We start from the raw sequence: 21323 nt of genomic DNA, 5'->3' as shown, positions 1-21323 counted from the left end.
CGCCCGGGCCCGACAGACCAAAGGCGGTCTAACCATGGCACAGGTACGCCGGCTCGACCCGCACTCCCGTGCGAGTGGCGGAGCGACGGTGTACCAGGCGTGGGAACGGTTCGCGCGGGGCGGCGACGATCTCAGCGGAGTCCGGCCCGAGATAGCGATTTCCTGGCAGCGGTGCCGGGACCAGTACCGGGTCGACCCGGGCCTGACCGAAGCCCCGGCGGCCGTCGCGGATGTCGGCCACGCGCTGGAGCACGACGTCGTGTTCGCCGAACTCGGCTTCCGCGCCGCCTCGCTGGCGCACGAGGTCGGCACCCTCGGCGGCATGGTGACCATCACCGACGGCACCGGGCGAGTGCTGGCCCAATGGGGTGACCAGGCCACGCAGGACGTCGCCGCCGAAGCCAACCTGGCCCGGTGGTTCTGCTGGTCCGAAGGCGCCACCGGGACGAACGGCATGGGTACCGCGCTGATGTCCTACGCCCCGGTGCTGATCCGCGGCGCCGAGCACTGGTGCCGGGCGTTCCAGGACTGGACCTGCGCCGGGGTGGCCGTGCGGGACGTCGTGACCAGGGAACCGGTCGCGGTGCTCAACATCTCGTGCTGGCGCGGCGATCTCCCCGGCACGGTGGGGGCCTGGCTCGGCAACGCCGCCACGATGACCCAGCGCATCCTGCGAAGGCGCGCCAAGGACGACGGCGCCGAACTGATGGCCGCCTTCAGCCACGTCAGGTCGGGCTCGAGCGCGGCACTCGCGGCCGTGGACGCCGCGGGCCGGGTCGTGCTCGCCGACGACACGGCCGGCGTGCTCCTCGGCATCCCTGGCTCCACGCCGGCGCCCGATCCCGCGGTGCGGTGGAAACCGGAACTGCCGGAGTTCATCCGGGCCGCCAAGTACGCCGCCGAGCAGGCGGTGCGCAACCCCGGCTGGGCCGGTTCGACGCAGATCTTCACCCGGTTGGCCACCGAACCGACGTCGATCAGCTTCCAGCCGGTGTTCCTGTCCGGGCACCTGGTCGGCAACGTCGTTTCGTTCGGCGTGGCCGAAGGGGATCCGTTGCCCCGGGCGAAAGAGGACGTGCCGCCGCACGTGCAGCCGCACCGGATGGTCGCGACGCGCGAGAACCGCATGGTCCTGCTGTGGCTGCCCGAAGTCTCCTTCGCGCAGTCGGACGGCAACGACGTGTGGCTGTCCACCGACCAGGGACTGCTGCGCTCCGCCTCGCCGGGCCTCGACCGGCTCGAGGCCGAGCTGACCGATTCGGGGTTCCTCCGGGTGCACCGCCAGTACGTGGTGAACCTCAGCCGGATCCGCGAGGTCGAGCGCCGGCACAAGGGCGAGCTGTTCCTGGTCATGGACGACGACGCCAAGACCATGGTGCCGGTTTCCCGGCGCAACGCCCCGACCGTGCGCCGGGCGCTGGAGATCTGACCCGGCGCTCGTCAGCCGCGGTACCGGTGCACGTCACAGACGCAGTACATGAGCCGGCAGGCGAAGCACGCGGGCTTGTCGACGCACGTGATGCAGCGCTCGCAGTGCACCGGCTCGGTGTGCCGCGCGACGTCGTCGGGCCCGTAGCGCTCCCCGCAGTACAGGCACGGCGGCGGCTGGTCCATCACATCACCTTCGTTCCGGTGGCCGAGCCGTCGCCGGGACGACGGCTCGGCCACGTCAGCGGCGGTTTCCCGTCACAGGGAGAACACGATCAACGCGGCACCGTGCCCCTGACCGGACATGCCGGGGACGATGCCCTCGAGCCAGCCACCCCAGCCGACCGGCACCGCGACGTACTGCTTGCCGTCGACGCTGTAGGTGCTCGGGCTGCTGTGGTGACCGCAGCCGCACTGGAAGCTCCAGAGCTTCTCCCCCGTTTCCGCGTGCAGCGCCAGGAAATCGCCCGCGGGCGTGCCGGCGAACACGACGTTCCCCGCGGTGCTGAGGGTCGACGCGGCCATCGGCATGCCGTCGAGGCGGTGACGCCACTTCTCTTCACCGTGGGAGTCGAACGCGCTGACCGAGCCGGCCATGTTGTCGATGTCGACCTCGACGGCGGCACCCCAGTAGGGCATGCCTTCCTTGAACTCGCGACGACGCCGGGTGGCGGTCGCACCGACGTCGGCCACCGGGACGTAGAACAGGTCGTGGTCCGGGTTGTACGACACGTGCGTCCATTCCTTCGCACCGGCGGGGCCGGGGAAGAAGTGGCAGGGCTCGCCTTCCTTGTCCGGGTACTTCCGCGCGGTCACCTTGCCGTCGCGGGTGATGACACCCCAGTCGATCCGGTCGACGAACGGCGTGACGTGCTGCAGCTCGCCGTTGGTGCGGTCGAGGACGAACATGTACCCGTTCTTGTCGAAGTGGGCCAGCAGCTTCTTGCCGTCCCGCTCGAACAGGGTCATCTCCATCGTGGAGTCGTAGTCCCACAGGTCGTGCGGGGTGAACTGGTAGTGCCACTTGATCTCACCCGTGTCGACGTCCAGCGCGACCACGCTGTCGGTGTAGAGGTTGTCCCCTTCACGGACCTCGCCGTCGAAGTCGGGAGCCGGGTTCCCGGTGCCGGCGTAGTAGAGGTTCAGCTCCGGGTCGAAGGATCCGGTCACCCAGTGGTTCGCGCCGCCGCGCTGCCAAGCCTCGCCGTCGGCGGGCCAGGTCTCCGAACCGGGCTCCCCCGGCTTCGGCACGGTGTAGGCGCGCCAGCGCCGCTCGCCGGTCTCGAGGTCCCAGCAGTCGATGTGGCCGCGGACGCCGTACTCGCCACCGGAGGAGCCGGTGATGAGGGTGTCCTTGATGACCAGCGGCGCGATCGTGGCGCTCTCGCCCGCCCGCACGTCGCCGATGGGCTTCTGCCAGACCTTCCGCCCGGTGGTGGCGTCGAGCGCGACCAGCTGGGCGTTCTGGGTCACCATGTAGACCTTGCCGCCCGCCACCGCGCAGCCGCGGTTGACGTTGGCGCAGCACAGGGTCACGTCGATCGGGATCGCGTGCTTGTAGCGCCACAGCTGTTCGCCGCTCTTCGCGTCGAGCGCCCAGAGCCAGCCGTCCCAGCCGGTGACGAACATGACGCCGTCGACGACCAGCGGGCAGGCCTCGAACGCGTACGTCGAAGTGGAGGCGATCATCCCGCTCGCACCCGCCTGGAAGATCCAGGCGACCTTCAGGTCCTTGGCGTTCCCGGCGTTGATCTGGTCGAGCAGGCTGTGCCGCTTGCCGTCGTAGTCGCCGTAGTAGGTGATCCAGTTCCGGGATTCGCTGCGCGCCTGGAGGATGCGCTCGTAGCCGAGGCCGCGCGTCACGTCCGGCGCGCTGTGCGGCAGGTTGGACAGCTTGCTGTGATCGAACGCCTTGCCGGCGTCGAGGTATTCGAGTGTCATGGTGTCTCCTGCCTTTCTACGGACGCGGCTGGGCGGGTCGGTCGAGCTTGGCCTCCGGCGGCACCTCGCCGGTCACGACGATGGCGGCGGTCAGGCCCCGGCCCTCGTCGTTGCCCGCCGGCGAGCCGTACCAGTAGCAGCCGGGACCGTCCAGTTCGATGGTCGCGCTGCCCTTCGAGTGGTTCAGCAGACCGATGAACTGCTTGTCCCCGTTGCTGGGCAGCAGGCAGGCGTGGGTGTTCTTGTCGTCGTTGATGATCGTCAGTTCGAGGACACCGGAATGCGGCATGATCAGCACCCCCGGCTCCCACGCCATCGCGTCCTCCCGGATCCGGATGGTCGCTTCCATCGTGCCGTCGGCACGCTCGTCCGCCCGGGCGATCGTGCCGGACCCGAGCACGGCACCGATGGTCGCCTTGTTCTGTCCGCGCAGTTCGGCCAGGAGGTCTTCTCGTTCCTGGGTAGTCGTCATCGGACCTCGCCTCCAGGTGCTGGTTCGCACTCTTGTTGTCCTGCAACGCGTTCGGACTCTACCGCCGGGGACGCCGGCCCGATATCCGTTGCCACAGAACAGCCGGGGTCCACCGTTCGCCCGGCGAGAGGTACCGTTCAGCGCAGGTCGAACCGGTCGAGTTCCATGACCTTCACCCACGCCGCGACGAAGTCCCGGACGAACTTCCCGCCCGCGTCGTCACTCGCGTAGACCTCCGAAAGCGCTCTCAGTTCGGAGTGCGAACCGAAGAGGAGGTCGACCCGGCTCGCGGTCCATTTCACCTCCCCGGTTCTCCGGCCTTCGTAGCTCGCCGTCCAGCGGCGTCCGTCCCCTTTCGGCACCCATTCCGTCCCCATGTCCAGCAGGTTGACGAAGAAGTCGTTCGTCAGCGACCCCGGCGCCGAGGTCAGCACCCCCATCGGAGAACCTCGGTGCGTGGCGCCGAGCACTCGCAGCCCGCCGATCAGCACGGTCATCTCGGGCGCGCTCAAGGTCAGCAGGTTCGCCCGGTCGACCAGCAGGTGTTCCGGTGGCAGCCGGACGCCGTCGCCGAGGTAGTTCCGGAAGCCGTCCGCCCGCGGCCGCAACGCGCCGAACCACTCGACGTCGGTCCAGTCCGGCGTCGCATCGGTGCGCCCGGGCCGGAACGGGACGCCGACCTCGTGGCCACCGGCCGCGGCGGCGTGCTCCACCGCGGCACACCCGCCGAGCACGATCAAGTCGGCCATCGAGATCCGCTTGCCGCCCTGCTGGGCGGCGTTGAACCGCTCCTGGATCTCTTCCAGCGCGGGCAGGACGATGTTCAGCTGCCCGGGTTCGTTGACCGGCCAGCCGCGCTGCGGTTCGAGCCGGATCCGCGCGCCGTTCGCCCCGCCGCGCTTGTCGCTGTCGCGGTACGTCGAAGCCGATGCCCACGCCGTCGCCACGAGCTGCGCGACAGTCAGGCCGGAGCCGAGGATCTCGCGTTTGAGGGCGGCGACGTCGGCGGCGTCCACCAGTTCGTGGTCCACCTCCGGCACCGGGTCCTGCCAGATCAGCCGTTCGGCCGGGACGAGCGGCCCCAGGTACCGCCCGATCGGGCCCATGTCGAGGTGCGTCAGCTTGAACCAGGCCCGCGCGAACGCGTCCTCGAACTGGTCCGGGTGTTCCAGGAACCGCCGCGAAATCGCCGCGTAGACCCGGTCTTCCTGCAACGAGAGGTCCGTGGTCAGCATGACCGGGTGGTGTTTCACGTCCGGGTCGAAGGGGTCCGGCACGGTGCCTTCACCCTGGCCGTCGCTCGGGATCCACTGCCACAGTCCCGCCGGGCTGAGCTCGACGTCCCACTTGTACTCGAAGAGCGTCTCGAAGAACGTGTGGTCCCACCGGGCGGGCGTGCGCGTCCACATCCCTTCCAGCCCGCTGGTGACCGTGTCCGCCGCGATGCCGCTGCCGTGCCCGCCGCGCCAGCCCAGGCCCTGCGCGGTGACCGGCGCGGCCTCGGGTTCGGGACCGCAGACGACGTTCGGGTCCGCCGGGCCGTGGGTCTTGCCGAAGGTGTGCCCGCCCGCGATGAGCGCCACCGTTTCCTCGTCGCCCAGCCCCATCCGCTTGAAGGTCTCCCGGATGTCGCGGGCCGCGAGCACCGGGTCGGGATTGGTGGCCGGGCCCTGCGGGTCGACGTAGATCAGCCCCATCTCGGTGGCGGCCAGTGGCTCGTCGAGGTCACGCAGGCCGCTGTAGCGCTCTTCGGCCAGCCACTTGCGTTCCGGGCCCCAGTACGTCTCGTCGGGCTCCCACACCTCGGCGCGGCCGCCGCCGAACCCGAACGTCCGGAAGCCCATCGACTCCAGTGCCCGGTTGCCGGCGAAGACCATCAGGTCCGCCCAGGAGATCCGGCGCCCGTACTTCTTCTTGACCGGCCACAGCAACCGGCGTGCCTTGTCCAGGTTGCGGTTGTCCGGCCAGCTGTTCACCGGGGCGAAGCGCTGCATCCCGGCACTGGCACCGCCTCGGCCGTCGCTGACGCGGTAGGTGCCCGCGGCGTGCCAGGCCATGCGCAGCACGAGCGGACCGTAGTGCCCGAATTCGGCCGGCCACCAGTCTTGTGACGTCGTCAGCACCTCGTCGACGTCACGCGCCAGTTCGTCGAGATCCACCGTCGCGAACTGTGCGGCGTAGTCGAAGTCCGCGCCCAGCGGGTCGTCCCCGGGCCGGCGCAACGCTTTCAGGTCGACGCGGTGCGGCCACCGGTCGCCAGGCCGGTTCCGCCGGCTCTCGCCCAGGACCTGGTCGTAGGTGCGGTAGACGTGGGTGTCGGGATTCTCGGGCATCCGGTGTCCTCGTCACCCGCGGCTCAGCCGAAGACCAGGGGCAGCAGGATTGCCGCGCCCAGCAACGAAATCCCGCTGAACAGGTCGGACCGGACCCGCACGACCCTGGCGGCCATCCGCCCCACGTACAGGCCGGCGAACGACATCACCACGGTCATGGCACCGAAGACCAGCATCGGGACCACGAGGGAGAACCCGGCGATGCCCAGGCCGGCGCCGGCGATGAAGTTGTCGATGGTCAGCGAAAGCGGCATCCCGAAGAGCGTCACCCAGGGGTGGTCCATGTCTTCCGGCTCCGGGTTCCGGATCGCCCCGACGATGAAGTAGACCCCGTACAACCCCAGCGCGGCCGCCCCGATGTACTCCGCCGAGTCACCGAGGAAGTCACCCAGGTACCGGCCGAGGAATCCACCGAGCAGCGGCCCCACGGCGTCCCACACCCCGAAGACGAGCGCCACCTGCAACGCGCGCCGCCAGCCGAACGGGATGGTGCCGATGGCGATCGACGAACGGAAGTTGTCGAGGCTGAGGCCGAAGGCGAGGGCGATCAGCGGAAGGAATTCAAGCGTCACTCGAACCACCTCGAGAGAATGACCGGAGTGGCGCGAGGACCCGGCGGGCCGGGGCCTCGCGCCGACGCGGGCCCGGGGGCCCGGATGTCAGCCCCGGTGGAAGTAACCGGTGACCTCAGCGCACACCTCGACGATCGTGTACTCCGGAGTTTCCCACTTCATGCCTGATCCTCCTGTCGTCTGCGCCCGGCGCCTGGGCGGAATTCCGCGGACACCGGTGAGCATCTTCGATTCGGTCGAGCCGCCACAACCGATCTTGAACCAGCGGTCGGCAACCGGTGCCGAACGGCATCCCGGAGCCCACGAGTGGGACGGGCTACCGCTCGCGTGCCGGCACCGTCGGCCGACGGTGGACGAGCTGTCCGCCGGCCGCGGCGTCCTCCTGGTTGGCCCGGACGAGAGCGTCCTGCACCAGGTGGTGGTCCGGCGAGTGCCGGCACACCGGGTCGGTGCGTCCCGCGTCGCCGGTCAACGCGAAGGCCTGGCACCGGCAGCCGCCGAAGTCCAGCTCCTTGCGCGGGCAGCTTCGGCACGGGTCGGGCATCCAGTCGGTGCCGCGGAAAGCCTCGAACGCGGCGGACTTCGCCCAGATCCACGCGAGGTCGTGCTCGCGTACCGAAGGGAACTCCATCGTCGTGATCTCCGCTGCCACCGGGCAGGGGTAGACCATGCCGTCCGGGGCGACGGTCAGGGCCGTCCGCGCCCAGCCGCCCATGCACGGCTTGGGGTAGGGCTCGTAGTAGTCCGGGAGGATCCACAGCAGCTCCACCTGCTCCGCCAGCTCGGCCTTGCGGCGTGCGTAGACACCGACGGCCTCGTCCAGCTGGGCCTTGCTCGGCATCAGCCGGTCGCGGTTGCGCAGCGCCCAGCCGTAGTACTGGGTGTTGGCGAGCTCCAGCCGTTCGGCGCCCCACTTCACGCAGACGTCGATGATCGCGTCCAGCCGGTCCAGGTTCAGCCGGTGCAGGACGACGTTCATGTTCAGCGGCAGCCCGGCGTCGCGGATGATGCGCGCGGCCGCCTCCTTCTTGTCGAAGCGCTTGCTCGCCGCGATCAGGTCGGTCGCCTCGGCGGCGTCGCCCTGGATGCTCAGCTGGGCGCTGTTGAGTCCCGCCGCGACGAGCGATTCCGCCCGGCGCTCGGTGAGCCCGAGGCCGCTGGTGATCAGGTTCGTGTACAGGCCGAGGCGACGGCACTCGGCGACCAGCGTTTCCAGATCCCCGCGGACGAGGGGTTCCCCGCCCGAAAAGTGGACCTGCAGGACACCGAGCTCGGCCGCTTCGCCGAGCACCCGCACCCAGTGCTCGGTGGCGAGCTCGTCCTGCCTGTCGAGCAGCGCCAAGGGGTTCGAGCAGTAGACGCAGTGCAGCGGGCACCGGTGGGTGACCTCGGCCAGCAGGCCGTAGGGCGGTGGCGGCCCGTTCACTTGACCACCACCCAGCCGCGTCCGCTGGCGTCCTGGAGGAACGCCATGACGTCGTCGGTGAGGTCGGTCGCCTCGAAGTCGTGCTCGAGCCGCTCGACCAGCTGCCGCACGGTCCGGCTGCCGTCGCAGAGTCCCAGGATCGCCGCGCCGGACTTGTTCAGGAGCACGACCCGTTCCGGCAGCAGGAGCAGTTCGACGTCGCGGACGCTGTCGTGCTTGAGCATCGCCTTGGTGGCCAGCCGGGGCGTGGCGGTCAGGTCGTCGGCGTCCATCAGGAGCTCTTGCCGTACTCGAGCTGCACGGCGTCGAGCAGGCTCCAGAGGACGTCGCACTTGAATTCCAGAGCCCGCGCGCAGGCGTCCTGCTGCTCCCGGGACGTCGCGTGGGTGAGCACCAGCTCGAGCAGGTGCGCGATGTCCTTCGGCTGCTGGGTGAGCCGGGCCCGGAAGTAGTCCAGGCCTTCCGTCGCGATCCACGGGTAGTGGTGCCGGACGTCGGTGATCCGCCGGCTGAGCAGATCCGTCGCGAACAGCTCGGTCAGCGCCGACGCCACGGACTCCAGCCACGGCTGCCGTCGGCAGAAGTCCACGTAGGCGTCCACGGCGAAGCGCACGCCGGGCAGGACCGTGTCGGTGTCGAACAGTTGCTCGCGGGTCAATCCGACGGCTTCGCCGAGGCGTACCCACTTCTCGAGGCCGCCCTCGTCCCCGGTGCGCCCGTCGTGGTCGATGATGCGCCGGATCCACCGGCGCCGGTCGTCGCGGCCGGGGAGCTTGGTCAGGATGAACGCGTCCTTCACCGGCAGGTTCAGCTGGTAGTAGAAGCGGTTCCGCACCCAGCCCCGGAATTCCTCTTCGCTCAGCGAGCCCGCGTGCATCCGTTCGTTGAACGGGTGCAGATGGTGGTACCGCTTTTCCCCGATCGACCGAAGCCGCGCTTCGAACTCTTCGGCGGTCCAGGCGTCCATCCGTCCACCTCCCATCGCTCGGCTTTCTCCCGAAACCTTCTTCGCCTCGCTCCGGGCCTGGCAACCGATCGCGAACGACCGGCACCGGATCCCGGACGAACGGCGGCCGTCCCCGCACGAGCGGATCACGCCGCCGGGTCAGCTCCCCGGGGTCCGGATTCCGGCCAGGCGAGCCGCGGCCGCGAAGCCGTCATCGGTGCCGGGCCAGTGGGCACGCACGGCCTCGAGCCCCGCACGGCGGACGACGCCGCGAAGGACGGCCGTGACGAGGATGGCGTCGTCGGCGTGGCCGAGCACCGGGATGAAGTCGGGGATCAGGTCGATCGGCATGGCGAGGTAGACCAGCAGGAGGCCGAGCCGGATCCGGACGCCGCGGGGCAGGGTGGGGTCCGCGGCCAGGCGCCGGATGAGCCGGAGCACGTCAGGCAGCAGCCGCAGGGCCTCCCGCAGGAGCCCGCCCTTCGGCCGGACGAGGACGAGCGCGACGATCAGCACCAGCCACGCCACCACGAGCGCCGCGGCGAGGCCGATCAGCAGGTCACCCCAGAACGAGCCGGTCACGGCTGGTCGACGACGCGGAGGCGGGGCGCCGGGCGGTTGGGCGCCTCGGCGTGGAGGGCAGCCTCTTCGAAGGCGGCGAGTTCGGCGGCGGCCTCCTCGACGGCGTCCCGAGCGTCCCGGCCACCCGGTGCGCCGAAGTAGTCGCGGGCGGCGATCTTGGTCATCCAGCTCCGGAATCGCAGCAGGTCGGCCTCGGACTCCTCGACTTCGGCGTAGGTGAGGTTGCCGCGGGCCCGTTCGTCGGCGAGCTCCCGGCGCAGCGCGGGAAGCCGGTCGAGGACTTCGCGGTACTCGACGTCCCGGGCGGCATCGAGCTCGGCGATCACGGCCGCTTCCTCGGCCGGATCGGTGAAGGTCATCGGCAGCACCCGCGCGGTGCCGCCCTGGTGGCGAACCCGGTCGGCCAGCCGGCGGATCTCCCGCACGACCTCGGGCCGGGCGGGCAGCAGGCACACCGACTGCTGCAGGTAGAGCGCACCGAGGGACCGCAGCTTGCGCCAGACCTGCACCCGCAGCGAGTCGGGAGCGCCGGCGGTCGACACGCTGATCACGAGCCAGCCCTGGTCGATACCCATCCTGGCATGTTACGCCCGTAACAACGGAATGATCCAGGTGTAACAGGGTGGTCGGCTGCGCCGTCGTACCGCGGTACTACGGGCCGCGCCGGATTCCCTCCTCCGGTACCACGATCCGCCTCGACTCCGTCCCTAACGTCGGAAGCGAACGGCCCGGGTAGTCCGGGCCGGGGACTTCCAGGGGATGAGCGATGATCGAGGCACACCAGCTGACCAAGCGGTACGGGGAAAAGACCGCGGTGGACACAGTGGACTTCACTGTCCGCCCGGGGACCGTCACCGGGTTCCTGGGGCCCAACGGGGCGGGCAAGTCGACCACGATGCGGATGATCGTCGGGCTCGATGCCCCGACCAGTGGCTCGGTCGTGGTCAACGGCCGCCGCTACGCCGAGCACCGTGCGCCGCTGCAGGAGGTCGGGGTCCTGCTCGAGGCGAGGTCGGTGCACCCCGGCCGGTCGGCGTTCGACCACCTGCTCGCGCAGGCCCAGACCCACGGCATTCCCCGCCGGCGGGTCGACGAAGTGATCGAACTGACCGGGCTGCAGTCCGTGGCGAAGAAGCGCGCGGGGAACTTCTCACTCGGGATGGGCCAGCGGCTGGGGATCGCCGCGGCCCTGCTGGGCGACCCGGCGACGGTCATCCTCGACGAACCGGTCAACGGCCTGGACCCCGAGGGCGTCCTCTGGATCCGCACCCTGCTCACCGAACTCGCCGCGGACGGCCGGACCGTCTTCGTCTCCTCGCACCTGATGAGCGAGATGGCGCTCGTCGCCGAGCACCTCATCGTCGTCGGCCGGGGGCGGCTGCTCGCCGACACCACCGTGCGCGACCTCGTCCGGGACGCCGGCGGCGACACTGTGCACCTGGCTACAGCCGAGCCGGGCCGGTTGCGTGACCTCCTGGCCGGGCCGGGTGTCGAGATCACCGGCCGCACCGGATCCGAGGAACTCCAGGTGAGTGGTCTTTCGGCCCGGGCCATCGGGCTCAAGGCCGCGGAGCACGGCATCGCCCTGTTCGAACTCTCCCCCCGGACCGTCTCCCTCGAGGACGCCTTCATGGACCTGACCCGCGACGCCGTCGAGTACCACGGCGCCACCACCGGCATCGACACGCTCGGGAGGGCGGCATGAGCACCCTGACGACACCCGCCGTTCCCACCGCCCGGGCCGCCCGCCCGGCCTACCGCGTGACCGGGCGCCACGTCCTGCGCTCGGAGTGGACGAAGCTCTGGTCCCTGCGCTCCACCTGGATCACCCTCGGTCTCGGCCTGGTGTTCCTGGTGGCGTTCGGGTTGATCTCCGCCGCCCGGTACAAGTCCAACATCGGCTCCGGCCAGCCCCTCGACGAGGACTTCGCCGGCGCCACCGCCCTCAACCTGTCGCTCTTCGGCACGAACTTCGCGCAACTGGCGCTGGGCGTGCTGGGGGTCCTGGTCACCGCCGGCGAGTACTCCACCGGCATGATCCGCTCGACGCTGACCGGGGTCCCACGCCGGCTGCCCGTGCTGTGGTCCAAGTCGGCGGTGTTCGGCGTCGTCGCGCTGCTCGTGGGTTTGGCCGGCGCGTTCCTCGCCTTCGTGTTCGGCAGCGGCATCGTGGCCGGGACACCGGCGGCGATGACACTGTCCGACACGGGTGTCCTGCGCAGCCTGCTGGGCACCGGTCTCTACCTGGGCCTGGTCGGCGTGATCGGCGTCGCGCTCGGGGCGCTGCTGCGGTCGGTCGCGGGCGGCATCTCGGTCCTGGTCGGGGCGCTCATGCTGATCCCGGGCCTGGTCTCGCTGCTCCCGAAGTCCTGGCAGGGCGACATCAGCCCGTACCTGCCGAGCAACGCGGGCCAGTCGATGTTCGCCCTGACCCACGACGCCACGAGCCTGTCGCCGGGCGCCGGGCTGCTGGTCTTCCTCGGCTGGACCGTCCTGCTGCTGGGCGGAGCGGCCTACCGGCTGGCGCGGTCCGACGCCTGACCCGGGTGCCGCACGGACGGACTTTCCTCCACGATGGACAGGTGACGCACATGCGTGGCGACGACGAGACCGGTTCCGGGGTGCTTCCCGGGCCGGCCTCGTCGTGGGCCGCTGCCCCGCCCGCGCACCCGCTGGTCACCCGGCTGACGCGGCTCGGCCAGTCGGTGCGGCAGGCGGACCGGCGGCACCCGTGGGTCCTGGACCTGGCCGTCGTCGCCGCGCTGTTCGTCATGTTCTGCTTGCCGGACCTGGTCCCGGACCACGACGACGGCGGCCCGGAGGAGTTGCTGCTCACCTTCCGGCAGCTGCCGCCGGTGGGCACCGTGGCCCTGCAGGCCGGGCTGCTGCTGCCCTTGCTGTGGCGGCGGCGGGCACCGTCGGTCGCGCTGGCCCTGACCGCGGTGGCGTTCCTGGTCCAGTGGTCGCTCGGGGTCTTCCTGCGTGCCGACGTCGCGCTGCTCGTCGCGCTCTACAGCGTGACCCTGCACGGGCGCCTGAAGCACCTGCCGTGGGCCTGCGCGGCCGAGATCGCGCTCCTGATTCCGGTCGCCGCCCGGGTTTCCGGTTTCGTGTCGTTCTGGGAAGCACTGTTCTTCCTGCTCACCACGATCACCGCGGCCGTCGCGCTCGGGCTGGCCGTCCGGATCCGCCGGGCCCAGCTCACGAGCCTGCGCGACCACGCGACCCGGCTGGAGATCGAACGCGACCAGCGCAGCCGGCTGGCCGCCGCCACCGAACGCGTGCGGGTGGCCAGGGAGATGCACGACATCGTCGGCCACAACCTGTCGGTCATCATCACGCTGGCCGACGGCGGCGTCTACGCGGCCGACGTCGCCCCGGAGCGCAGCAAGGAAGCGCTCCGGCTGGTGGGCGACGCCGGCCGCCAGGCGCTGGGCGAGCTGCGGCGCATGCTGGGCGTCCTGCGCGAGAAGGCGGACGCCCCCGAGCTGGATCCCCAGCCGGGGATCGCCGACCTCGGCGCGTTGTGCGCGCGGATCCGCGCGGCCGGGCCGGAGGTCGTCTACCGGTCCGGCGGCGAACTGGACACGCTCGACCGGGGCGTGCAGCTGATGGCCTACCGCATTGTCCAGGAAGCGTTCACGAACACGCTCAACCACGCCGGGCCCCGTACCCGGATCGACGTCCTGATCGCCGCCGACGGCCGGGAGCTGCGCATCCGCGTCCGGGACAGCGGGCGCGGCGACAGCCCGGCGCACCCAGAAGTGCAGCCGGAGAAGGGAAACGGGCTCGCAGGGATGCGGGAGCGGGCCGCCCTGTACGGCGGCACGGTCGACGCGGGCCCCACCCCCGGCGGCGGATGGGTCGTCATGGCCGTTCTCGACCTCGCGCCACTGCCCGGCGGGACACCGTGACGACCATCCTCATCGCCGACGACCAGCCGTTGCAGCGCTTCGGTTTCCGCATGCTGCTGGACGCGACGCCGGACACCGAAGTCGTCGGCGAGGCGGCCCACGGCGCGGAGGCCGTGCGCCGGACGGCGGAGCTGCGGCCCGACGTCGTCCTGATGGACATCCGAATGCCCGGCATGGACGGCATCGAAGCCACCCGCCGCATCCTCGCGACCGGCGGCCGGTCCCGCGTCCTCGTCATGACGACGTTCGACATGGACGAGTACGCCTACGCCGCCCTTCGCGCGGGAGCCAGCGGGTTCCTCCTCAAGGACGCCCACCCCGAGGAACTGCTCGCCGGCATCCGAGCCGTCGCGGGCGGCGACGCGGTCATCGCCCCCGCCCTGACCCGGCGGCTCCTCGACACCTACGGCCACCGGCTCCCCGACGGCGGAGCCACGCCGGCGCACCCCGCGGATCCTCGCTGGCAGTCCTTGACCGCCCGCGAACAGGACATCCTGGTGGCGATCGGGCGGGGGTGGACCAACGGGGAGATCGCCGAGCGCCTCGTGCTGTCGGAATCGACGGTCAAGACGCATGTCGGGCGGGTGCTCGCGAAGGTGGGTGCCCGGGACCGGATCCAGGCGGTGATCCTCGCCTACGACCTCGGCTTGACCCGTCCGAACCCGCCCGCCTGAGCCGCTTTCCGGGCCTCGAAGGCGAATCCCAGTACAGCCACGACGGGCGCCGCGACGGCGACCGCGCGGAGACAGATCACCGGGACACCCGGGCGCGGGGTCACCGTCACTCCTGGGGGCGGGTCGGGCGCCTGGAAGCGCAACGTCTTCGTCATGTGGTGCCAGACGAAGATCTCCTTCCAGATCAGGTACCAGCTGACGGGCCAGGCCACCAGCGCGACGATCCGCAGCATCCGCATGACCGCCATTGTCCGCTTGGCGCAACACCACCGCCGAGGTATCACCCTCGACCGTGCTCACCGGCTTCGATACCGTGCGGCTCGAAGCCATCCCCGCCGAAGCCGTGCACCGCCGCGACGACGATCGCCGCCGCAACCAGCAGTCCGATGAGGACAGTCACGATCAGCAGCAGCCGTCGTCGACCGGGTGCCGGTTCGGGCGACCGACCGAGCAGCACCGCCAGATCCGCCGCGAGGGTCCGGCGGACACCCGCGACGATCGGCCGCCAGCCGTGCGTCGCCTCCGCTGCCGGGCCCGGCAGATCCGCCGTCAAGTCGGCGAGTTCGTGGCGGAAGCGGACTTCCTCGATCCGCGCCAGCCGCTCTTCGACCTCGTCCATCGTCAAACGGCCTTCGCCGGCCGCCGCGAAGAGCGTGGCCCGGACCTGCTCACGTTCCGCATCCGAGCAGCGGATCCCGTCCGCGGTATCCGTGGGCAGCGTCGTGCCGGGCGCGTTCTCGCTCATCATTTCCTCTTTCGCTCCGGGAAATCACTTCTCCCGAGGCTAACCGCGAAAAACCGAAGCCCGAGCCGGCGAACGTTAATGTTCGATGAGAGTTGCCCGCCCCTGCCACGTCCTCAACTACAGTTACCCAGTGTCATCACCACCCGGACGAAAGGACGCCGAGTGCACCTGGTGATCGTCGACGACGAGACGGCCCTGCAGGACTCGCTGTCGCGCACCCTGCGCTTCGAGGGCTACACCGTCTCCGTCGCCGGCGACGGTGCGGCCGGGCTCGAGCTGGTCCGCGGCGAAACGCCCGACGGCGTGCTGCTCGACGTCACCATGCCGGTGCTCGGCGGGCTGGAAGTGTGCCGGGTGCTGCGGGCCGAAGGCAACACCGTGCCCGTTCTCATGCTGACCGCGCGGACCGCCGTGACCGATCGGGTCGCCGGCCTCGACGCCGGTGCCGACGACTACCTCGTCAAGCCCTTCGCGCTGCAGGAGCTCCTCGCCCGCGTGCGTGCCCTGCTGCGCCGCACCGAGTACCACGCTCCGCCCGCGCCGTCGGCCCCCGCGGCGCTGCGGTTCGCGGACGTGACCCTGGACCCGGCGACCCGGGAGGTGTTCCGCGGCGACCGGCCCGTGCACCTGACCCGGACCGAGTTCGCCATGCTCGAGGCTTTCCTGCGCAACCCGCGGATCGTGCTGACCCGGACCGTGATGTTCGAGAACGTGTGGGGCTACGACTTCGGCACCGCGTCCAACGGCCTCGACGTCTACGTGAGCTACCTGCGGCGCAAGCTGGAGGCCGAGGGCGAACCCCGGCTGCTGCACACGGTGCGCGGGGTCGGTTACGTGCTGCGCGAGGAACCGCTGTGAAACGCCCCCGGTGGAAGCGGCTGTCGCTGCGCGCGCGGCTCGGTGTCCTGGTCGCCGCCGCCGTCGCGATCGCCGTGGTCCTGGTGTCGGCGATCTCCTTCAGCGTCACCCGCGCGGATCTCTTCGACCAGTTCGACGCCCGGCTGCAGTCCTATGCCCAGCTGGCGGCGAAAACCGCGTCTCCGGCCGAGGCGCTGGAAACCCTCCGCTCCGCGGACAACCACGGTTCCGGCATGGGCTCCGGCCGCGACGGCGGGCTGACCGTGCAGTTCCTGTCCCCCACCGGCGAGGTGACGGGCACGGCGGGCGCCAAGTCCGTCATCCCGCCCCTGCCGCCGGAAGCACCGGTGGCCCTGGGCGCGCTCGGCCGCACCTCCGACACCCGCCGGATCGACGGCGACCGGTTCCGGGTGTGGACGGCCCAGCGCTCCGACGGCGGCACGGTCGAGGTCGCCCAGGACTCCGAAGACATCGAGGACACGCTGGCGCGGCTGGGTTTCTGGCTCATCGTCGTGTCGCTGGCCGGGGTCGTCGGGGCGACGCTGGTGGGCCGGGTGATCGCCCGGTCGGCGCTGCGCCCGGTCGACGACCTGACCGCGGCGGCCGAGAACGTCGCCCGGACGCAGGAGCTGTCGGCGGCCATCGAAGTCACCGCCGCCGGGGAGATCGGCAGGCTCGCCAGCGCGTTCAACGCGATGCTGAGCGCGTTGAGCCGGTCCCGCGACGAGCAGCGGCGGCTCGCCGAAGACGCCGGGCACGAGCTGCGCACGCCGTTGACGAGCCTGCGCAACAACATCGAGCTGCTCATCCACGCCGAGGCGAACCCGCAGCGGCAGCTGTCGGCCGAGGACCGGTCGCGGCTGCTGGCCGACCTCGACACCCAGGCCGTCGAGCTGACGGCGCTGATCGGCGAGCTGGTCGACCTCTCCACCGGCGAACGGCCCAGTGAGGTGGCCGAACGGGTGGCGCTGGCCGACGTCGTCGGGTCCGCGCTCGAACGCGCCCGGTCGCGGTGGCCGAAGGTGTCCTTCACCGCCGAGCTGACCGGCGCCGAGGTGCTCGCCCGGCCGGCAGCCCTGGAACGCGCCGTGCTGAACGTCCTGGAAAACGCCGCGAAGTGGTCGCCGCCCGGCGGAACCGTGCAGGTGACGATGGCGGTGACGCCGGACGCGGTGCGCGTCCGCGTCGACGACGAAGGCCCGGGCATCGCCGACGCCGATCTGCCGCACGTGTTCGAGCGCTTCTACCGGGCCGACGCCGCCCGCGCGCTGCCCGGCTCGGGCCTCGGGCTGGCCATCGTCGACCAGGTGCTCACCCAGCACGGCGGCCGCGCCGAGGCCGGCCGGGCCGAAACGGGCGGCGCGCGGTTCGACCTCGTCGTCCCGCCCGCCGCTTCTTAACCAAACCCCGCGTGATCTTCATCGAACTCTCATGGACGGGCACCACCGTCTGAAGGGTGACTCCACGGTCCACGCTCTCGCCCACGCCGCTGGCGACCCTGACGCTGGTGATGGCCGCCGTCGCCCAGGCCATCATCGCCGGGCTGACCTTCGGCTTCGCCGGCAACGTCAGCCCGTGGCACGACCCGGTCAGCGACTACGCCTGGCACCGCGGCGGCCGGTTCCTGTTCGCGGCGGCCGTCGTGCTCCTGCTCGCGGCCGCCGCGGCCCTCGCCGTCGCCGCGCACCTCGCCGCGCTGCCCCGGACGCCCCTCGTGAGCGCCCTGTTCCTGCTGTGGACGGCCGGGCTCGTCGTGGTCCTGCTGTTCCGCAGCAACGTCAGCACCGCGGACCCGACCGCGTCCGGGGAGATCCACCGGCTGGGCGGGGCCGTGCTGTTCGCGAGCCTCCCGCTGGCCGCGTGGACACTGAGCACCCGGCTGCGGACCGACACCCGCTGGCTCGCCGCGGCGGCCACCCTCCGGCGGGGCGCGGTCGCGGGCGTCGTGACCGCGGCGGCGTTCGGCCTGGCGCAGGTCGTCGGCTGGCTCCCGGCCGGCCTGCTCGAACGCGTCGCGCTCCTGGCCGAGTTCCTGATCATCGCCACCATGGCGACCGCGCTGCGGCGGGCCGCCCGATGACCGCCATCGCCATCGCCTGCGCCCTGCTCGCCGCCGTCCTCTTCGCGGCGGCGGCCACCCGGCAGCACGACGAGGTCGCCGGCCTGGCCGTCGACGGCACGCCCCGGCTGCGCACCCTCGCCCGGCTGCTGCGGTCACGCGGGTGGTGGACGGGGACGTCGCTGGCGACCGGAGGGAGCCTGCTGCACGTCGTCGCCCTGTCCCTCGCTCCGCTTCCGGTGGTACAGCCGCTGGGCGTCTTCAGCCTGGTGCTGACGGTCGTCTTCGCCCGCCGCGCCCGCGACCGACGCGTCCTCGGCGCCGTCGTCCTGGTCCTGCTCGGCGTCGCCGGTTTCGTGGCGCTGGCGGCGTCCACGACGACCGACACGGCGATCAGCTGGACGACGACCGAATCGGTCGCGGTAGCCGGATTCGCGCTGGCCGCGGTCGTCTGGTTCGCCCGGGCGAGCTGTGCCGTCCTGGCCGGGGCGGCGGCTGTCCTCTTCGGACTCGGCTCGGCGGTCGTGCACGCCGCCGTCACCCAGCCGTTCGCGACGGCCGTCCTGCTGGGTGCGCAAGCCCTTCTGCTGCTGGGCGCCGGTGGCGTGGTCCTGCACCGCGCCTACGCCGCCGGGCACACCGCCGTCGTCGTCGGCACCACGACCGTGCTGGACCCGCTGACCGCCGTCGCCGTGGCCGCGCTGGCCTACGGCGAGGCCCCGCACCTCACCACGACCACCGCGGTCCTCGCGGCCGCGGCCGCTTTCGTCGCTCTCGCCGGCGTGCGCGTGCTCGCCGGTGCCCTCTCGCAAGATCCGTCCCGAGCCAAGGAGAACTCCGTGCCCGCTTCCGGCCTTCGCATCCTGATCGGCGCCGACACCTTCCCGCCCAACGTCAACGGCGCGTCGTTCTTCGCCGAGCGGCTGGCCCGGGGCCTCGCCCGGCGCGGGCACGACGTCCACGTCGCCTGCCCGTCCGACGACGGCCCGTCGCGCACCGAGGAGCGCGACGGCTACACCGTCCACCGGATCCGGTCCCGGGCCATCCCGTTCCACGGCGACTACCGGTTCTGCACGCCGGGCAGCGCCCGCGCGGAAGTCCGCCCGCTCCTGGAGCGGCTGCGTCCCGACGTCGTCCACGTCCAGGCCCACTTCGGCGTCGGCCGCGCCCTGCTCGAAGCGGCGGCCGAACGCGGGCTGCCCGGCATGGCCACGAACCACTTCATGCCGGACAACCTGCTCGGCTACACGCCCTTCCCGAAGCGGGTCAAGGACGCGCTCGCCCGCTGGGCCTGGCGGGACCTGCTGCGCGTCTACCGCGACGCGCGCCTGGTGACCACGCCGACGCCGCGCGCCGCCGAGGTTCTCGCCGGCATCGGGCTCGACCGGCCGGTCCAGGTCGTCTCCTGCGGCATCGACCTCGCGCACTACGCCGCGCCCGCCGTGCGCCCCGCCGACCGGCCGATGTCGGTGCTGTTCGTCGGCCGCCTGGACGCGGAGAAGAACATCGACCAGCTGCTGCGCGCCCTCGCTCCGCTGCCGCACGTGCGCGCGGACCTCGTCGGCGACGGCACCCGGCGCGACGAGCTCGAGGCCCTCGCCGCCGGGCTGGGCATCACCGAGCGCGTGACGTTCCACGGCTTCGTCTCCGACGCCGAGCTCGTCCACCGCTACGCCGAGGCCGACGTGTTCTGCATGCCCGGCACGGCCGAGCTGCAGAGCCTCGCCACGATGGAGGCGATGGCCGCCGGGCTGCCGGTGATCGCCGCCGACGCGCTCGCCCTGCCGCACCTCGTGCACCACGGCGTCAACGGCTACCTGTTCGCACCGGGCGCGATCACCAGTGTTTCGCGGTGGATCGCCGACCTGGCCGCGGATCCGGCTGCCCGTGTCCGGATGGGAGCGGAGTCCCGGGCCCTCGTCGCGCACCACGACATCGACGGCGCCTTGGCCACTTTCGAGGCTCAGTACCGGATCCTGCTCGGCCTGCCCGCGCCGGCGATGATCAGCCAGACCGCGTAGGCCGGGCGGTGCCGCCCGGCTCGGCGAATCCTGTTGCCCGACAATGGCTCCGGGGCTGAGGTAGGGTGCCGCCGTGACGCGAGCCTCGGATGCGGAGCGCTCGGCGGGCGGCCGGCGTGGACCGGCGCCCACCGGGCGGCCCACCATGCGCGACGTCGCGTCGGCCGCGTCGGTGAGCGTCAAGACCGTGTCGCGGGTGGTGCACAACTACCCGTTCATCAGCGACGACGTGCGCGGGCGCGTCCAGGCCGAGATCCGCCGGCTCGGGTTCCGGCCCAACGGAAACGCCGTGGGCCTGCGGCGGACCGACCGGCCCGCGGGCGGCATCGGTGTGCTCGCCGCGGACCTGGCCGACCCGTTCTACGCGGGGATGCTCAGCGCGATCGAGCAGGTGAGCACCGCGCGGTCGTTCACCACCCTGGTCGCCGGCTCGGACGAAGATCCGGCGCGTGAACGCGGGCTGCTCGGCACGTTCGTCGAGCGCCGCCTCGACGGGCTCATCGTGGTGTCGGCCGACGTCCGGCACGACCACCTGCGCCCGAAGCTGGACGTCGGCACCCGGATGGTGTTCGCCGACCGCCCGCCGAGGCGGCTGCCGGTGGACTGCGTGCTGGCCGCGCACGCCGAGGGCGCCGGGCAGGCCGTGGCGCACCTGCTCGGGCAGGGTCACCGGGCGATCGCGTACGTCGGCCACTCCCCCGTGATCCACACGGCGCGGGAGCGGCTGCGCGGGTTCCGCGCAGCGCTGGCCGAGGCGGGTCTCGAACCACGCGCGGTCCGCACGGACGCGGTCGACGCGGCGGCCGCCCACCGGGCCGCCGCCGAGCTGCTTGCCGCGAGCGACGCCCCGACGGCGCTGTTCGCCGACAACCCCCGCCTCGTCGGTGGGGTGGCCCGGGCGATCGCCGAGTCGGCCGCGCCGCGGACGGCGCTGGTGGCCTTCGACGACTCGGAGCTGGCCCAGGTGCTGGGCGTGACGGTGGTGGCGCAGGACCCCCGCGAGCTGGGCAAGAGGGCGGCCGAGCTGCTGTTCGCCCGCCTCGACGGAGACCGTTCCCGGCCGCGGCGGGTGGTGTTGCCGACCACGCTCGTGCCGCGCGGCTCCGGCGAGGGTCTCGGGGTCGCGTTGCGCTCAGGCGGGGACTGAACCGCCGGTCACCACCGCGTCGCGCCGACCGCTCCCGGCCCGCGGCGGGCGCCCGCGGACCCGCCTGAAACCCCGTCACAAACCCGCGCCGAGGCACTCAGCCGGTCAGCGAAACCCGCGCCGGGCAGCGGTTCTGTCCAGTCCTGGCCATTGACAACGCTGACAATGCCGATCGAGACTGGGCCGCGTTGCCAACGTTGTCAAT

Annotated in this window: 23 protein-coding genes; 10 read left to right on the top strand and 13 right to left on the bottom strand. The window is 71.7% G+C overall.

Annotated elements, in window-relative coordinates; all coding sequences use genetic code 11:
* Positions 1–34 precede the first annotated feature (34 nt).
* Positions 35–1429 (top strand): DNA-binding protein, encoded by a 1395-nt coding sequence (locus QQ657_RS00715; protein WP_284740023.1) that lies wholly within the window; start codon positions 35–37, stop codon positions 1427–1429.
* A gap of 11 nt (positions 1430–1440) precedes the next feature.
* On the opposite strand, the gene QQ657_RS00710 is transcribed toward QQ657_RS00715, so the two are convergent.
* The 11 genes from QQ657_RS00710 to QQ657_RS00665 all read right to left on the bottom strand — a co-directional run bounded on the left by QQ657_RS00710 (position 1441) and on the right by QQ657_RS00665 (position 10275).
* Positions 1441–1614 (bottom strand): recombination activating protein 1, encoded by a 174-nt coding sequence (locus QQ657_RS00710; protein ID WP_284740022.1) that lies wholly within the window; start codon positions 1612–1614, stop codon positions 1441–1443.
* A gap of 72 nt (positions 1615–1686) precedes the next feature.
* Positions 1687–3369, bottom strand: a complete 1683-nt coding sequence (locus tag QQ657_RS00705) for a PQQ-dependent dehydrogenase, methanol/ethanol family (RefSeq protein ID WP_284740021.1) — start codon at positions 3367–3369, stop codon at positions 1687–1689.
* A gap of 16 nt (positions 3370–3385) precedes the next feature.
* The gene (locus QQ657_RS00700) at positions 3386–3841 is read right to left on the bottom strand and encodes an MSMEG_3727 family PQQ-associated protein (protein ID WP_284740020.1); all 456 of its coding nucleotides are present in this window, start codon (positions 3839–3841) and stop codon (positions 3386–3388) included.
* Between the two features lie 137 nt (positions 3842–3978).
* On the bottom strand, positions 3979–6174 hold the full coding sequence (gene katG, locus QQ657_RS00695; protein WP_284740019.1) for a catalase/peroxidase HPI: 2196 nt from the start codon (positions 6172–6174) through the stop codon (positions 3979–3981).
* Between the two features lie 23 nt (positions 6175–6197).
* Complete coding sequence (locus QQ657_RS00690) at positions 6198–6746, bottom strand: manganese efflux pump MntP (protein WP_284740018.1); 549 nt, start codon at positions 6744–6746, stop codon at positions 6198–6200.
* A gap of 87 nt (positions 6747–6833) precedes the next feature.
* A complete protein-coding gene (gene pqqA / locus QQ657_RS56600; RefSeq protein ID WP_350310625.1) occupies positions 6834–6908 on the bottom strand; it encodes a pyrroloquinoline quinone precursor peptide PqqA in 75 nt (24 codons plus the stop codon).
* 154 nt (positions 6909–7062) lie between these two features.
* Positions 7063–8172, bottom strand: coding sequence for a pyrroloquinoline quinone biosynthesis protein PqqE (gene pqqE, locus QQ657_RS00685; RefSeq protein WP_284740017.1), 1110 nt, complete (start codon positions 8170–8172; stop codon positions 7063–7065).
* Positions 8169–8444: a pyrroloquinoline quinone biosynthesis peptide chaperone PqqD gene (gene pqqD, locus QQ657_RS00680; RefSeq protein ID WP_284740016.1), complete on the bottom strand. Its 276-nt coding sequence runs from the start codon at positions 8442–8444 to the stop codon at positions 8169–8171. Before pqqD ends, pqqE begins: the two co-directional genes overlap by 4 nt.
* The gene (pqqC, locus tag QQ657_RS00675) at positions 8444–9139 is read right to left on the bottom strand and encodes a pyrroloquinoline-quinone synthase PqqC (protein WP_284740015.1); all 696 of its coding nucleotides are present in this window, start codon (positions 9137–9139) and stop codon (positions 8444–8446) included. The genes pqqD and pqqC overlap by 1 nt, the downstream gene beginning before the upstream one ends.
* A 138-nt stretch (positions 9140–9277) precedes the next feature.
* Positions 9278–9700: a YkvA family protein gene (locus tag QQ657_RS00670; RefSeq protein ID WP_284740014.1), complete on the bottom strand. Its 423-nt coding sequence runs from the start codon at positions 9698–9700 to the stop codon at positions 9278–9280.
* Positions 9697–10275 (bottom strand): Chromate resistance protein ChrB, encoded by a 579-nt coding sequence (locus QQ657_RS00665; RefSeq protein WP_284740013.1) that lies wholly within the window; start codon positions 10273–10275, stop codon positions 9697–9699. Before QQ657_RS00665 ends, QQ657_RS00670 begins: the two co-directional genes overlap by 4 nt.
* 191 nt (positions 10276–10466) lie before the next feature.
* Between QQ657_RS00665 and QQ657_RS00660 the strand changes: the two genes are divergently transcribed.
* From QQ657_RS00660 to QQ657_RS00645, 4 genes are read left to right on the top strand one after another with little or no spacing between them, the layout of a single operon-like run.
* Positions 10467–11405, top strand: coding sequence for an ABC transporter ATP-binding protein (locus tag QQ657_RS00660; RefSeq protein ID WP_284740012.1), 939 nt, complete (start codon positions 10467–10469; stop codon positions 11403–11405).
* A complete protein-coding gene (locus QQ657_RS00655; protein ID WP_284740011.1) occupies positions 11402–12241 on the top strand; it encodes an ABC transporter permease in 840 nt (279 codons plus the stop codon). The genes QQ657_RS00660 and QQ657_RS00655 overlap by 4 nt, the downstream gene beginning before the upstream one ends.
* A gap of 50 nt (positions 12242–12291) precedes the next feature.
* Positions 12292–13614: a sensor histidine kinase gene (locus QQ657_RS00650; RefSeq protein ID WP_284740426.1), complete on the top strand. Its 1323-nt coding sequence runs from the start codon at positions 12292–12294 to the stop codon at positions 13612–13614.
* Positions 13611–14288, top strand: a complete 678-nt coding sequence (locus QQ657_RS00645; protein ID WP_284740010.1) for a response regulator — start codon at positions 13611–13613, stop codon at positions 14286–14288. The genes QQ657_RS00650 and QQ657_RS00645 overlap by 4 nt, the downstream gene beginning before the upstream one ends.
* Here QQ657_RS00645 and QQ657_RS00640 read toward each other — a convergent pair.
* Positions 14249–14527 carry a hypothetical protein gene (locus tag QQ657_RS00640; RefSeq protein WP_284740009.1) on the bottom strand — a complete coding sequence of 93 codons (279 nt, stop codon included), beginning with the start codon at positions 14525–14527 and terminating at the stop codon, positions 14249–14251. The two genes, QQ657_RS00645 and QQ657_RS00640, sit on opposite strands and share 40 nt — an antisense overlap.
* A gap of 41 nt (positions 14528–14568) precedes the next feature.
* A complete protein-coding gene (locus QQ657_RS00635) occupies positions 14569–15033 on the bottom strand; it encodes a DUF1707 SHOCT-like domain-containing protein (RefSeq protein ID WP_284740008.1) in 465 nt (154 codons plus the stop codon).
* Positions 15034–15195: 162 nt separating this feature from the next.
* On the opposite strand from QQ657_RS00635, the gene QQ657_RS00630 reads away from it, so the two are divergent.
* The 5 genes from QQ657_RS00630 (at position 15196) to QQ657_RS00610 (ending at position 21118) form a co-directional block, all read left to right on the top strand.
* The gene (locus QQ657_RS00630; protein ID WP_284740007.1) at positions 15196–15891 is read left to right on the top strand and encodes a response regulator transcription factor; all 696 of its coding nucleotides are present in this window, start codon (positions 15196–15198) and stop codon (positions 15889–15891) included.
* The gene (locus QQ657_RS00625; RefSeq protein ID WP_284740006.1) at positions 15888–17291 is read left to right on the top strand and encodes a HAMP domain-containing sensor histidine kinase; all 1404 of its coding nucleotides are present in this window, start codon (positions 15888–15890) and stop codon (positions 17289–17291) included. The genes QQ657_RS00630 and QQ657_RS00625 overlap by 4 nt, the downstream gene beginning before the upstream one ends.
* A 56-nt stretch (positions 17292–17347) precedes the next feature.
* Complete coding sequence (locus QQ657_RS00620; RefSeq protein ID WP_284740005.1) at positions 17348–17971, top strand: DUF998 domain-containing protein; 624 nt, start codon at positions 17348–17350, stop codon at positions 17969–17971.
* Complete coding sequence (locus QQ657_RS00615) at positions 17968–19971, top strand: glycosyltransferase family 4 protein (protein WP_284740004.1); 2004 nt, start codon at positions 17968–17970, stop codon at positions 19969–19971. Before QQ657_RS00620 ends, QQ657_RS00615 begins: the two co-directional genes overlap by 4 nt.
* Positions 19972–20044: 73 nt before the next feature.
* The gene (locus tag QQ657_RS00610) at positions 20045–21118 is read left to right on the top strand and encodes a LacI family DNA-binding transcriptional regulator (protein WP_284740003.1); all 1074 of its coding nucleotides are present in this window, start codon (positions 20045–20047) and stop codon (positions 21116–21118) included.
* Positions 21119–21323: the final 205 nt, after the last annotated feature.

Origin of the sequence: Amycolatopsis ponsaeliensis (assembly GCF_030182635.1) — a bacterium.
GTDB lineage: Bacteria > Actinomycetota > Actinomycetes > Mycobacteriales > Pseudonocardiaceae > Amycolatopsis > Amycolatopsis ponsaeliensis.
This window is presented reverse-complemented; position numbering and strand designations above follow the sequence as displayed.